General features: G+C 63.4%; 12 protein-coding genes. 6 read left to right on the top strand and 6 right to left on the bottom strand.

What is annotated here, in order from left to right; genetic code table 11:
- Positions 1-420: 420 nt before the first annotated feature.
- The 5 genes from V1273_RS11575 to hpaR form a co-directional block, all read right to left on the bottom strand.
- Positions 421-1527, bottom strand: a complete 1107-nt coding sequence (locus V1273_RS11575) for an IS110 family transposase (RefSeq protein WP_334383034.1) — start codon at positions 1525-1527, stop codon at positions 421-423.
- 331 nt (positions 1528-1858) lie between these two features.
- Entirely contained in the window at positions 1859-3385 is a 1527-nt protein-coding gene (locus V1273_RS11570) for a UxaA family hydrolase (protein ID WP_334383016.1), read from the bottom strand.
- Between the two features lie 184 nt (positions 3386-3569).
- Complete coding sequence (locus V1273_RS11565) at positions 3570-4349, bottom strand: HpcH/HpaI aldolase family protein (protein ID WP_334367805.1); 780 nt, start codon at positions 4347-4349, stop codon at positions 3570-3572.
- A 52-nt stretch (positions 4350-4401) separates the two neighbouring features.
- Positions 4402-5487, bottom strand: a complete 1086-nt coding sequence (locus V1273_RS11560) for a malate/lactate/ureidoglycolate dehydrogenase (protein WP_334367804.1) — start codon at positions 5485-5487, stop codon at positions 4402-4404.
- 210 nt (positions 5488-5697) lie between these two features.
- Entirely contained in the window at positions 5698-6162 is a 465-nt protein-coding gene (hpaR, locus tag V1273_RS11555; protein WP_334367803.1) for a homoprotocatechuate degradation operon regulator HpaR, read from the bottom strand.
- Between the two features lie 217 nt (positions 6163-6379).
- Between hpaR and hpaH the strand changes: the two genes are divergently transcribed.
- The 6 genes from hpaH to V1273_RS11525 all read left to right on the top strand — a co-directional run bounded on the left by hpaH (position 6380) and on the right by V1273_RS11525 (position 12777).
- The gene (hpaH, locus tag V1273_RS11550; protein WP_334409679.1) at positions 6380-7186 is read left to right on the top strand and encodes a 2-oxo-hept-4-ene-1,7-dioate hydratase; all 807 of its coding nucleotides are present in this window, start codon (positions 6380-6382) and stop codon (positions 7184-7186) included.
- Positions 7187-7215: 29 nt separating this feature from the next.
- Positions 7216-7614 carry a 5-carboxymethyl-2-hydroxymuconate Delta-isomerase gene (locus tag V1273_RS11545; RefSeq protein ID WP_334409678.1) on the top strand — a complete coding sequence of 133 codons (399 nt, stop codon included), beginning with the start codon at positions 7216-7218 and terminating at the stop codon, positions 7612-7614.
- A complete protein-coding gene (gene hpaE, locus V1273_RS11540; RefSeq protein ID WP_334409677.1) occupies positions 7607-9148 on the top strand; it encodes a 5-carboxymethyl-2-hydroxymuconate semialdehyde dehydrogenase in 1542 nt (513 codons plus the stop codon). The genes V1273_RS11545 and hpaE overlap by 8 nt, the downstream gene beginning before the upstream one ends.
- A 104-nt stretch (positions 9149-9252) precedes the next feature.
- Entirely contained in the window at positions 9253-10236 is a 984-nt protein-coding gene (gene hpaD, locus V1273_RS11535; RefSeq protein ID WP_334367799.1) for a 3,4-dihydroxyphenylacetate 2,3-dioxygenase, read from the top strand.
- Between the two features lie 11 nt (positions 10237-10247).
- On the top strand, positions 10248-11117 hold the full coding sequence (locus V1273_RS11530) for a fumarylacetoacetate hydrolase family protein (RefSeq protein ID WP_334409676.1): 870 nt from the start codon (positions 10248-10250) through the stop codon (positions 11115-11117).
- A 28-nt stretch (positions 11118-11145) separates the two neighbouring features.
- A complete protein-coding gene (locus V1273_RS11525) occupies positions 11146-12777 on the top strand; it encodes a thiamine pyrophosphate-dependent enzyme (protein ID WP_334409674.1) in 1632 nt (543 codons plus the stop codon).
- Here the strand turns inward: V1273_RS11525 and V1273_RS11520 are convergent.
- Positions 12774-14006 carry an MFS transporter gene (locus V1273_RS11520; RefSeq protein WP_334409673.1) on the bottom strand — a complete coding sequence of 411 codons (1233 nt, stop codon included), beginning with the start codon at positions 14004-14006 and terminating at the stop codon, positions 12774-12776. The genes V1273_RS11525 and V1273_RS11520 overlap by 4 nt on opposite strands.
- Positions 14007-14060 lie beyond the last annotated feature (54 nt).

The raw sequence follows: 14060 nt of genomic DNA, 5'->3' as shown, positions 1-14060 counted from the left end.
TATGGGACGTGCGGCTCCCACTGTCGTCCCTGCGAACGCAGGGGACCCATATGTGGACGGCCCCCTGCTTGCAAGAGGCGGAACGCGGTTCGATCGAAGCGATTGCGGCCATATGTCCGGTCTGTTGATGCGGTCGCACATGACCGCTGCCAAGATGGGGTCCACAATACGAGCTCCAAACATAGTGGCGGTGTCTTGCACCAATGGGTCCCACGGAGTGTTGCCTCGTGACTGTGATCGATCGATCAGGTCCATCTTCCGTTCTCGAGCAAGCTTCGGCCTGCAGCGTGAAGTTACCCTCACGCCGAAGCTTTGATCTGCGTCAGTTGAAGGTCATGTGGTCACCTTGTTGTGTGGGCGAGGCCCAGATTGGGTCGTTGCTCCGATGGCGGCCGCTGTTGAGCGCCGCGCGCAGGGTTGTCAAGGCTGGCCGAAGGCCACCGCCGCAGGCGGCGCGCAGCGGCCTTGACGAGGCGAGCACGGCGCTACACTCGGCCTCGGAGAGACGATGCCGGCGCGTGCCGCGTCGTAGCGTTCGCCGCTGACCATCAGTTTCCAGGCAATGCGCGCCACCTTGTTGGCGAGCGCCACGGCGGCGAGCTTCGGCGGCTTGCGCGCCACCAGATCGCGCAGCCAGGGCGAGGGATGAGCCTTGCCTTTGCGAACCTGCTTGATCACCGAGGTGGCGCCCACCACCAGGGTGCGGCGCAAGCTCTCATCGCCGGCGCGGGTAATGACGCCGAGCCGCATTTTACCTGCGGTAGAATGATCCTTCGGGGTCAAGCCCATCCAGGCCGCAAAGTCGCGGCCACAGCGGAAGACCTGCGGATTGGGAGCCTTGATCGTCAGCAGACAACCGCCGATCGGGCCGATGGCATCGACCTCGGCAAGGCGGCGGCTCATCTCGTTCTGCCGGTGCCAGGCCTTCAGCTTCGCTTCGATCTCGCGCAGCTCACCCCTCAGCCGGTCGTACTCCTGACCGTGGATGGCGAACAGCTCTTTGGCAAGCGCGGGCACCGTTCCGTCTTCGGCAATGCGCGTCAGCAGCGGCTCGACATGGGCAGGCCCTTTGGCGGCCGCGAGGCCGAACTCGGCCGCGTGACCGCGGATGGTGTTGATGAGCTGCGTGCGATAGTCGATCAGCCGCTGGCGCATCGTCATCAACATTTGCGCCGCTTGCTCTTCCACACTCTTGACCCTCACGAAGCTCATGCGCGGCCGGCTCATTGCCTCGCAGATCGCGTCGGCATCTTGCTTGTCGTTCTTATTGCGCTGGACATACGGCTTCACGTGCTGCGCCGGCAGCAGCTTCGGCTCATGTCCCAGCGCCATCAGTTCGCGCGCCCAGTAGTGCGCCCCGCCGCAGGCTTCCAGGCCGACCTCGGTCGGCGGCAGCTTGCCGAAAAAGCTCAGGAAATCGCGCCGGCGCAGCCTTTTGCGCAGCACCGGCCGCTCGGCCGCATCAACGCCATGCAGCTGGAAAACACTCTTGGACGTGTCGACACCAATTCGGATAATATCGTTCATGGACGGCTCCCTTGTCTGAGATCTTTACCGACCTCATTCTGGCACATCGATGCCGTCGGGGGCCGTCCACCCCAACATACCGCGTGATTTATGAAGTGAAGCGGAATCGCTGACACCTGCTGAAACAACGAACAGCTGTGGTTATGGGCCCCTGCGTTCGCAGGGGCGACAAGTTGAGGGGTTCTCGCCTCTATTACGTCGTCCCTGCGAACGCAGGGACCCATGCGCCGCGGCCGGCGTAAGGGGCACGCGGGGGGACAGCTTTGCTTCAACGACTTCGAGCGGTGGTTATGGGCCCCTGCGTTCGCAGGGGCGACGAGCTGTGCTAGACCTACATTGTCGCCCCAAGCACCCACGGCGCGAACTCGGCACCACCGAAATCAAAACTCTCGCTTTTGGTCGGCTGGCCGGATGCCGTTTTCAGCATCAATTCGAAAATGCGCTGGCCGCATTGCTGCACGGTCTCCTCGCCGTCGAGGATGGTGCCGCAATTGACGTCCATGTCATCTTCCATGCGCTTGTACATCGGCGTGTTGGTCGCGAGCTTGATCGAGGGCGCGGGCTTGCAGCCGAACACGCTGCCGCGGCCCGTGGTGAAGCAGACCATGTTGGCGCCGCCCGCGACCTGGCCTGTCGCCGCAACCGGGTCGTAGCCGGGCGTGTCCATGAAGACAAAACCCTTCTTGGTGATCGGCTCAGCATAGTTGAGCACGTCGACCAGATTGGTGCTGCCGGCCTTCGCCATCGCGCCCAATGATTTTTCCAGGATGGTGGTGAGTCCGCCGGCCTTGTTGCCGGGGCTTGGATTGGCGTTCATCTCGGCGCCTTCGCGCCTGGTGTATTCTTCCCACCAGCGCATCAGGCCGACGAGTTTTTCGCCAACCTCGCGGCTGACGGCGCGCCGCGTCAGCAGATGCTCGGCGCCATAAGTCTCCGGCGTCTCCGAGAGGATCACGGTGCCGCCGTGGCGCACCAGCAGATCGCTCGCAGCACCCAGCGCCGGATTGGCCGATACGCCGGAGTAACCGTCGGAGCCGCCGCATTGCAGCGCCACCGTCAATTCGCTGGCTGCGACCTTCTCGCGCTTTACTTTATTGGCGTCGGTCAGCGCCTCCTTCACGAAGGCGATGCCGGCCTCCACCGTCTTGCGGGTGCCGCCGACTTCCTGGATGTCCATCGCGCGCAAACGTCCCGCGAGCTTCTGCTCCTCCATCAGCCCGCCGATCTGATTGACCTCGCAGCCAAGGCCCAGCACGACCACATGGGAGAAATTTGCGTGCCGCGCGTAGCCGCCGAGTGTCCGCCGCAACAATGCCAGCGGTTCGTTCTGCGTCATGCCGCAGCCGGTCTTGTGGGTCAGCGCCACCACACCGTCGACGTTCGGATAGTCGGCCAGCGGGTTATCGCCAGTGAATGGATTCTTCTTGAACATGTCGGCGACGATGCCGGCGACATGGGCGCTGCAATTCACCGAGGTGAGGATCCCGATATAGTTGCGCGTCGCCACACGGCCGTCGGCGCGGCGAATGCCGTCGAAGCTGGCGGGCAGATCGAAATTCGGCACCGGCTTGACGTCGACGCCATAGGCATAGTCCTTGGCAAAATCGCCCATGCCGCAGTTTTGCGTGTGCACGTGCTGGCCCGGCGCGATCGGCGCGGTGGCAAAGCCGATGATCTGGCCGTAGCGGCGGACCGGCTCGCCTGCGGCGATCGGCCTGATCGCGACCTTATGGCCGGCAGGAATCCGTTCGGTTGTGGTGACGCCCTCGGCCACCACCATCCCCGGCGGCAAGCTCGCGCGCGCGATCAGCACGCCATCGTCAGGGTGCAGGCGGATCACGGGTGCCGGGGTGGTCATGGGATATCTCCTCGGTATCTAGCTATCGTACCCCGGATGCTGCGCAGCGCGTTCGGGATCGCGCTTCGCGCGACTCCTACGATGCGCTGCTGATCCGGGGCCCACGCACCGCTGCTGCTACTAGGTCCCGGCTCTGCGGTGCAGCGCTAAGAAGCGCTGCACCGCGTCCGGGACACGAGATCTTTTACGCCTTCCCGCCGCTATCCTTGCGGGTCTGATTCACCTGCATCTTGGCGTAGGTCATCATCAGGCCGCTCTCGTTCGACAGCGTCACGAGCTTGAAGCCCATGTTGATGGCGCGCACCGCGCCCTCGGCACCCGAGCAGTGGATGCCGGGATTGAGCCCGCGCTTGCCGCATTCCTTGACGATCTTCTCGTAGATCTTGAGTATTTCAGGTTCGTCGCGGTCGAGCTTCGGCACCAGGCCATAGGAGAAACCGAGGTCGGACGGGCCGATATAGACGCCGTCTATGCCTTCGACGTCGAGGATCGACTCCATGTTTTCGACCGCCGTCCTGGTCTCCATCATCGGCAGCAGCACAATCTCGTCGTTCGCCGTCTGCTGGTAAGAACCGGCCGAGCCATACATGCCGGAGCGGATCGGGCCGTTCGAGCGCGTGCCCTTCGGCGGATACTTGGAATACTGGACGAGGTTCTTCGCCTCCTCCTTGGTGTTGATCATCGGGCAGATCACGCCATAGGCGCCGCCGTCGAGCACCTTGCCGATGATGCCGGGCTCGTTCCAGGGCACGCGGACCATCGGCGTCACCGGATGACCGTTCATCGCCTGAAAGCATTGCACCATCGAAAGATAGTCCTGCACGCCGTGCTGCATGTCGACGGTAACGCTGTCGAAGCCGCATTGCGCGATCACTTCGGCCGAGAAGCCGGACGGGATCGCGAGCCATGCGTTCACCACGGCCTTGCCCGAGGCCCATACTTTCTTGACGTTGTTGGTTGCCATTGATCGCTTTCCCTTTGTGATCGTTACAATTTGTTGGAGTTCGCAGATTTGATTAGCTGGTCGCGCGCTGAATGCTCGCTTCGCTGACGCCGACCTCGCGGGCGGTGTTGACGATTGCAGCCCAGGTATCATCAGGCAGCGGCACGCCGTTCCTGGTGCGCTCGGCGCGCATCTTGCGTTCGGGGTCACCCGGGACCAGCACGGACTCGACGCCGGCGATCGGCTTGGTCTCCCGGATGAAGTCGGTATAGCGCGAGATTTCGTCGTCGAAATAGTTGGCCGTGTCGATCACCTTGGGATCGATATAGAAGGCAAGCATGCCGTTGGCGAACTGCCGGCCACCCGAAGTGGCGCCGGTGCCGGTCAGCGCTCCGCCGAGCAGTTCGCAGATGAACGCCAACCCCGAGCCCTTGTGCTCGCCGAACGCGCGGATCGCGCCCGTGCCCTTGGTGTGGTCGCGCGGCCCGTCCGGCGTGTAGGGACCGTAGAGCACGGACGGCTCCTCGCTCAGCGTGCCGTCGGCATCGACCAGTGCGCCGGTCGGAAGCTTTTTGCCGCCGCGGCTGGCGACCAGCACCTTGCCTTCGGCAACGATCGAGGTGGCAAAATCGAGCACGATCGGATCTTGCCTCTGGCGCGGAATGCCGACGCAGTAAGGCGCGGTCGAGAGCCGTTTCTGGACACCGCCATACGGCGCGACCAGCAGCGAGCCGGCGGCATTGACGAAGTGCACCGATACTAGCCCTTCGGCGGCGGCCATCTCAGCCCAGTCGCCGACGCGGCCGATGTGGCCGGCGTTGCGCAGCGCGATGGCTGACAGTCCCGCCTTCTTGCACTTCTCAATGCCGGTCCGCACCGCGAATGGCGTCACGGTCTGACCATAGCCGAACTTGCCATCGACCACGGCGAGCGACGGGGTGTCGACGACGATCTCAGGGGTCTGATTTGGAACGACGTTGCCCGTCTTCTTCCAGCGGATATAGACCGGAACCCGGATCACGCCGTGGCTGTCATGGCCGGTGAGATTGGCTGTCGTGAGATAAGTAGCGATGCGCCTTGCTTCCTCGGGCGAGGATTCCGAATGAGAAAAAACCTCTGCGACGAAGTCGATCAGATTGTTGACTTTTATTGTGACCATGTCCGGATTTCAGCCCTGTCCTTGCACGGGAGAGCCTGCGTTTGAGCAGCTAGCCCCGCGATTCCCGCACCGGTTTTGATGACCGGCTTGGCCGGCATTTTGAACGAAAAATCGCGCGCATGTCTACCGCCTCAGTCGCATTTGACAAATGATTGCAATCATTTGCCCGGCCGCTATGCATCGGGCCAGTAGCATCATGCAAATTTGCGCCTACTCGTCTGCTTCGGCCTCGCCCTCACCCGCTACCTCCATCGCGGCAAGGCTGCGCTCGAGTTCGCCCAGCATGTCCTGCAATTCGGCGAGCTTGCGCGCTCCAAAACGGTGCGTGATCTCGGCGTAGATCGCTTCCGAGGTGGGCGCGACGGCCTCGATCAGCTTCAGCCCCTTGGAGGAGATCGACACCTCGCCGCGGCGAAGATCTGCCTTGGCCGTGCGGCGTTCGATCAGATCGCGCGCTTCGAGATCGCGCAGGATTCGCGATAGGCTCGGCCCCAGCAGGAAGGCGACGCGTGCCAGCTCGGTCACCTCGATGGTATCCACCGCCGTCAGCGCGCGCAGGATCCGCCATTGCTGCTCGGTCAGCCCATGATTGCGCAACGACGGACGGAACTGGCGCATCACGGCTTCGCGCGCGCGCAAGAGCGACATCGGCAGCGAGCGCGAGAATTCGCGCATCGGCCCGCGACGGACCTCCGTCGTTCCCTCTGGGTCCGAACGCGATCCGTTCGGCGATTTCTTGCCTGACATCTTCAGTGGCCCGCCATTGGGAATCCTCGATCGAGGCAAGGATAGAGTTTTGCGGCGCAACAAGCATCAAATCAGTTTGCACCGAATAATTTAACATGTTAAACAGATTTCAGAACCCGCTTTTTGCTGATCGAGCCGGACGCCCATGGCCCTTTCCAGAGACGAGATCCGAAGCGCCGCCGAGCGGCTCGATGCCGCCGAGAAGACCCGCAAACAGATCCGGCAGCTTTCGCTTGAACATCCCGGCATAACGATCGAGGATGCCTACGCTATTCAAAAAGCTTGGGTCGAGATGAAGGTCGCGCAGGGGCGCACCGTGAAGGGCCACAAGATCGGCCTGACCTCGAAGGCAATGCAGAGCGCGCTCAATATTGACGAGCCTGACTCCGGCATCCTGCTCGATGACATGTTCTTTGCCGACGGCGGGCTTGTGCCTTCAGATCGTTTCATCGCCACCCGCATCGAGGCCGAACTGGCCTTCGTGATGAAGTCGCGGCTGGCTGGACCTGATAGCACGATGTTCGACGTCCTTAACGCCACCGATTTCGTGGTGCCCGCGCTGGAGATTCTGGATACGCGGGTCGAGCGGATCGATCCGCAGACCAAGGCGACCCGGAAGATTTTCGACACCATCGCCGACAACGCCGCGAATGCCGGCATCGTGCTCGGCGGCCGCCCGATCCGGCCAATGGACGCCGACCTGCGCTGGATCGGCGCGCTCTGTTTCCGCAACGGTCAGCTTGAAGAGACCGGGCTTGCGGCCGGAGTCCTCAATCATCCCGCCACGTCGGTAGCCTGGCTTGCCAACAAGATCGCACCGAATGGGTTGGCGCTCGAAGCCGGCCAAGTGGTGCTGGCGGGCTCGTTCATCCGACCGATCGAAACCCGCAAAGGCGACACGATCCAGGCAGATTATGGACCTTACGGTTCGGTGAGTTGCTACTTCGCCTGATGCTTTAGGACGACAGGAGCCATCGGAACATGCCGCACTTCACGATTGAATATTCAGCCAATCTCGATGGGCGCGTCGACATTGGCGCGGTGGTGGAACTGGTCCGGAAGGCGGCGGTGGAAACCGGCATCTTCCCGCTCGGGGGTATCCGCGTCCGCGCCATCAAATGCGAGCACTATGCGATCGCCAACGGACGGCCGGATTTTGGTTTTCTCGACATGGTGCTGCGGCTCGGCGAAGGCCGCGACCTCGCCACCCGCAAGAAGGCCGGCGAACATATTTTCAAGGCCTTATCGGCCTACCTTGATCCGGTGTTTGCGAACAACAAGTTTGCGCTGTCGTTCGACATGCAGATCAACGACAAGGAAACGAGCTGGAAACGCAACAATATCCACGAAGCTGTGAAACTGGTGACCGCCCATGGATAAGCCCACGCCGAAATCAGGCGATGTGTTCCAGGCCAACCGCGACCGCGCAGCCCCACTGCTCGCCAAATTGAAGAGCGAGGGCATTGGCCACATGATCGACGGCAAGACCGTGCCGTCGGTCTCCGGCCAGACATTTGAGACGAAGTCCCCGGTTGATGGCGCAGTGCTGGCATCGGTCGCGCGCGGCAATGCCGAAGACATCGACCGCGCCGCAACCGCCGCCGCAACGGCTTTCAAATCCTGGCGCGACATGCCTGCCGCTGCGCGGAAAAAATTGCTGCATCGCGTGGCCGACGCGATCGAGGACCACGCCGACGATATCGCGGTGCTGGAATGCATCGACACCGGCCAGGCCCACCGCTTCATGGCCAAAGCCGCGATCCGGGCGGCGGAGAACTTCCGCTTCTTTGCCGATAAGTGCGGCGAAGCCCGAGACGGCCTCAACACGCCCTCCGAGGAGCACTGGAACATCTCGACCCGAGTGCCGATCGGCCCGGTCGGCGTGATCACGCCGTGGAACACGCCGTTCATGCTGTCGACCTGGAAGATCGCGCCGGCGCTGGCCGCCGGCTGCACCGTCGTGCACAAGCCGGCCGAATGGTCACCGGTTACGGCGGACCTGCTGGCGAAGCTTGCGAAACAGGCCGGCCTGCCGGACGGCGTGCTCAACACGGTCCATGGCATGGGTGAGGAAGCGGGCAAGGCGCTGACCGAACATCCCGCCATCAAGGCGATCGGGTTCGTCGGCGAGAGTTCGACCGGTTCCGCGATCATGGCGCAGGGCGCCCCCACCCTGAAGCGCGTGCATTTTGAACTCGGGGGCAAGAACCCCGTAATCGTGTTCGACGACGCCGATCTCGACCGGGCACTCGATGCGGTGGTCTTCATGATCTACTCGCTCAACGGCGAGCGCTGCACCTCGTCGAGCCGGCTGCTGGTGCAGCAAGGTATCGCCGATGAATTCATCGAAAAGCTGACCGCAAGGGTGAAGGCCCTGAAGGTCGGGCACCCGCTCGACCCGGCGACCGAAATTGGGCCGCTGATCAATGAGCGGCATCTTGCAAAAGTCTGCAGCTATTTTGACATCGCCAGAAAGGACGGCGCCACCATCGCGGTGGGTGGCAGGCCGCACGACGGCCCCGGCGGCGGGCATTACGTGCAGCCGACCCTCGTCACCGGCGCGCACTCAAACATGCGCGTGGCGCAGGAGGAAGTGTTCGGCCCGTTCCTGACCGTGATCCCGTTCAAGGATGAGAAGGACGCCATCGACATCGCCAACGGCGTGCAATACGGCCTGACCGGCTATGTCTGGACCGGCGATATGGGGCGCGCGCTCCGCGTGGCGGACGCGCTGGAGGCCGGCATGATCTGGCTCAATTCCGAAAACGTCCGCCATCTGCCGACGCCGTTCGGTGGCATGAAAGCTTCAGGCATCGGCCGCGACGGCGGCGACTACTCGTTCGAGTTCTATATGGAAACCAAGCACGTCTCGCTCGCCCGCGGGACGCATAAGATTCAGAGACTGGGAGTGTAACAGCCACCGTCGTTCCGGGGCGATGCGAAGCATCGAACCCGGAACCTCGAGATTCCGGGTTCGGTCCGCGGACCGCCCCGGAATGACAACGCCGAGGAAACCACATGCCCGTTCCGACACACACATTCACCCCGCCGTTCAACATCATCCGCTGCAGCCATGCCGTGCTCGACGTCACCGACCTCGGCAAGAGCCGCGCATTCTACGAGACCACCGTTGGCCTGCATGTCGAGGACGCCGACGACAAGGCGGTTTATTTGCGCGGCAGCGAGGAGCATCAGCATCACTCGCTGGTACTGCGGAAGGCCCCGGCCGCGGCCTGCAATCGACTCGGCTTCAAGGTCGGCAATGACGGCGACCTCGACAAGGCCGCGACCTTTTTTTCCGAGAACGGCATCCCTTACGCCTTCGCCGATCAGCCGTTCCAGGGCCGCACCCTGCAGTTCAGCGATCCCGCCGGCTTCCAACTCGAGCTCTATGCGTCGATGGACAAGCGCCCGCATCTGCTGCGGCGCTACGATCTCTATAAAGGCTGCCATCCGCAGCGGCTCGATCATTTCAACATCTTCGCGCCCGAGGTTCAGGGCACCATCGACTTCTATGCGCGGCTCGGCTTCCGGCTGACCGAATACGGCGAGGAAGACGGCCCGAACGGGCGGATCGCAGCGGCCTGGATGCACCGCAAGGGCAACGTCCACGACCTCGCCATCACCAACGGCCGCGGTCCTCGCCTGCACCATTTTGCCTATTGGGTGCCGACGGCGATGAACGTCCTGCATCTCTGCGACGTGATGGCTTCAAGCGGATATCTGAAGAACATCGAGCGCGGCCCGGGCCGCCACGGCATCTCGAATGCATTCTTCCTCTATGTCCGGGACCCGGACGACCACCGGCTCGAACTCTACACCAGCGACTACTTCACCGGAGACCACGACCACGAACCGCTGCGCTGGTCGTTAAAGGACCCGCGCCGACAAACGCTGTGGGGCGCACCGGCACCGCGCTCCTGGTTCGAGGAGGGTTCGCCCTTCACGGGGCAAGAGGTTCGCGAGCCGCTCTTCGTCGCCGATGTCACGATTGCGGATTGACGGAACAGAAGATGGCCCCTCTCCGTCTCGCTACCTTCACCGTCAACGGCACCCAGAAATACGGCGCCGTGACCGATGCCGGCATCGTCGATCTCTCCGACCGGTTCGGAACGGAATACCCGACACTGCGCGAGGTCATCGCCGCCGGCGCGCTGATGAAACTCGCCGAAGACGCGGCGCGGCGCGCGCCGGATTACGCGCTCGATGCGGTTAGTTGGCAGCCGCCGATCCCCTCGCCGGAAAAGATCATCTGCATCGGCGTGAACTACCCCGACCGCAACGCCGAATACAAGGACGGCCAGGACGCGCCGAAATATCCGAGCATGTTCATGCGGACACCGCGCTCCTTTGTCGGCCACAACGCGCCGCTGGTCCGCCCGCGCGCCTCGGCGCAACTCGATTACGAGGGCGAACTGGTGCTTGTGATCGGCAAGGCCGGCCGGCACATCAAGGAGAGCGCCGCGCTCGACCACATCGCAGCCGTCACGCTCTGCAACGAAGGCACCATCCGCGATTGGGTGCGGCACGCCAAGTTCAACGTCACCCAGGGCAAGAATTTCGATTCCACCGGCAGCCTCGGCCCCTGGATCGTGCCCTACACCGATGAAGGCCAGATTGCGGACATCCGCCTCACCACGAAGGTCAATGGCGAGACCCGACAGGACGACCGCACCGGCCGGTTGATCTTCGGCTTCCGCTACCTGATCAACTATCTCTCGACCTTCACCACGCTGGTGCCGGGCGACGTCATCGTGACGGGTACGCCGACCGGCGCCGGCGCGCGGTTCGACCCGCCGCGCTATCTGAAGCCTGGCGACGTCATCGAGGTTGAAGCAGAGGGCGTCGGTGTGCTCAAAAACGGCGTCATCGACGAAGCCTGATAAATCCCGTGAGCGAGTGGACAGAACTATGAAATCAACTTCCGGCAGCGAAGCAATCGTCAACGGCCTCGTCGCGCATGGCGTCGACACCGTGTTCGGCCTGCCCGGCGCGCAGATCTATGGCCTGTTCGATGCCTTCCATCAGGCGCAATTGAAGGTGATCGGCGCGCGGCATGAGCAGGCCTGCGGCTACATGGCGTTCGGCTACGCACGTTCATCGGGCAAGCCGGGCGTGTTCAGCGTGGTGCCCGGCCCGGGCGTACTCAATGCCAGTGCCGCGCTACTCACTGCGTTCGGCTGCAACGAGCCGGTGCTGTGCCTGACCGGACAGGTGCCGACGGCGTTTCTCGGCAAGGGCCGCGGCCATCTGCACGAGATGCCGGACCAACTCGCAACGCTGCGCACCTTCGTGAAATGGGCCGAGCGGATCGAATACCCAGATGCCGCACCCGCCGCGGTGTCGCGCGCGTTTCAGGAGATGATGTCGGGCCGCCGCGGTCCGGTGTCGCTGGAAATGCCGTGGGACATCTTTACGCAGCGTGCGCAGGTCGGCGCCTCAACCGTGTTCGATCCGTTTCCGGCGCCGCAACCCGATCCCGACCGGATCAAGGCGGCGGCTGCGCTGATCAAGGATGCGAAGCGGCCGATGATCTTCGTCGGCAGCGGCGCGATCCATGCGCACGAGGAGATTCTCGAACTGGCCGAAATGATCGATGCGCCTGTCGTGGCGTTCCGCAGCGGCCGCGGCATCGTCTCCAACGCGCACGAGCTCGGGCTGACCATGGCGGCGGCCTACAAGCTCTGGCCGAACACCGATCTGATGATCGGGATCGGCACGCGCATGGAGTTGCCAGCCTCGGGATTCCGCTGGCCGTACCAGCCGAAGGGACTGAAGTCCGTTCGCATCGATATCGATCCGGCCGAGACGCGCCGACTCACGTCCGATGCCGCCGTGGTCGCGGATGCGAAAGCTGGCACGGCCGATCTCGCGGCTGCTGTGAAGAAGGCTGGCTATAGCAGGACCAGCGGCCGGCGCGCCGAAATCCGCGAAGCTACCGCGGCGGCACATCTGGAGATCCAGAAGGTGCAGCCACAGATGGCGTATCTGAACGTGTTGCGCGAGGTGCTGCCGGCCAAAGCGATCGTTACCGATGAGCTCTCGCAGGTTGGCTTCGCCTCCTGGTACGGCTTTCCGGTCTACGAGCCGCGCACCTTCATCACCTCGGGGTATCAAGGCACGCTCGGCTCCGGCTTCCCCACCGCGCTGGGCGCCAAGGTCGCCAACCCGGACCGCCCGGTGGTCGCGATCACGGGCGATGGCGGCTTCATGTTCGGCGTGCAGGAACTGTCAACCGCCGTGCAATTCAAGATCGGCGTGGTGACGCTGGTGTTCAACAACAACGCCTATGGCAATGTGCGGCGCGATCAGCGCCAGCATTTTGACGGACGCGTGGTGGCGTCGGACCTCGTCAATCCGGACTTCGTGAAGCTGGCGGAATCCTTCGGCGCGGGTGCTGCGCGGGTAACTTCGCCCGATCAGTTCCGGCTCGCGCTGGAGAAGGCGCTGGCCGATGGCGGGCCGTGCGTGATCTCGGTGGAGGTGCCAACGGATTCGGAAGTCTCGCCGTGGACGTTCATTCACCCGGCGAAGAACGCTTAGGCCTGCTTCGCCGCCCCACCGTGTTGCATCCGCGAGGCTGCGATCACCAGCAACCCCGCACCTGCAACCGACCAGCACGCCACGGGCGCCCAGTGCAACAGCGGCGCATATTCCGGCAGCTTTTGAAGGCCGCCGGCCACCGCCGCCATCCGCGCAAAGGTCGCGAGCGCCAGCGCGGAGAAGACCAGCCCCACCACCTTGCCCTCGGCGCCGGTCTCGCCGATCGCCAGCGCCGCCGAAACCGCGGACATCAGCATGCAGCCCCACGCCGCGCCGGCGACGAACTGTGCCGCGATCAGCATGTTAAGATTGCCGGCCATCTCCGCGCCCAGCACGGCGAGCGCGCCGAGCAGGCCGGCCGCCCCCATCACGATCAGCCCGCCGCGATGCTTGACCACGACGCTCGCCGGAAACATCGCGATGTTGAAACCGATCCAGAACACCGGCATCAGCCATGGCAATTCGTCCGGCTTGGCAAAGCGCAGGAAGAACGGCGTGCTGTTGATGGAAAAATGCAGTTGATAGCCGAGCGAGAGGATCAGCATCGAAGCGATGAAGAACGTCGGTATCGGGCCAAGCGGTTTTGCAGCCGCAACCGGTTGCTTTGCGGCGCGAGGTGTCTGCGCCAGATCACGCTCGACCCTCGAAAGCGCGAGCGTCGTGAGCAGCAGTACCACGCCCGAGATCACGAAGGGCAGCCGCGGGTCGTGATTGCGCAGCACCACGCCGAGATAGGGCGAGACAGCGCCCGCCAGGCCGTAGCCGAGCATCGTCAGCGCCGACAAAAACGGGATCGCCGGCCGCGCCGCGTATTTGCCGAGTAGCGTCAGCGGTGGCGCGCGCAGGGCCGATGACGTCACGACCCAGATCAGGATCAGGGCGATGAACCAGATCTGCGCGCCCGGTCCCGTACCCGCCACGAACGGCAGCGCAACAAACGCCGTGCAGGAAATTGCGGTCAGGACAGCGATGAACACGCCGAGCTTGCCGACGAAGGGTGCGATCTTGTCGGCGGCAATCCCCATCGCGGTGTCGGTGATGGTGAAGATTGCCTGATCCAGCATCAGGATCAGGATCACGGCTGATGGCGCGATGCCGACATCGGCGCAGAGTTTTGGCAAATAGATGACGTAAGTGGTCCACCCCAGCGTGAACACAAGCTGCAGCACGGCAAGATAGACGCCGGTGCGATTGGCGGTGGTTTCGGACGTTGCTTCTGTCGTGCTCATGTCGGCCCCCCGGCGGAAAGAGCATAGACGATGAAAACGGCCGATGGAACGTCT

The sequence above is a fragment of the Bradyrhizobium sp. AZCC 1721 genome (assembly GCF_036924715.1).
Lineage (GTDB): Bacteria > Pseudomonadota > Alphaproteobacteria > Rhizobiales > Xanthobacteraceae > Bradyrhizobium.
The sequence above is the reverse complement of the archived record's forward strand: the minus strand, read 5'-3'. Positions and strand labels throughout refer to the sequence as shown.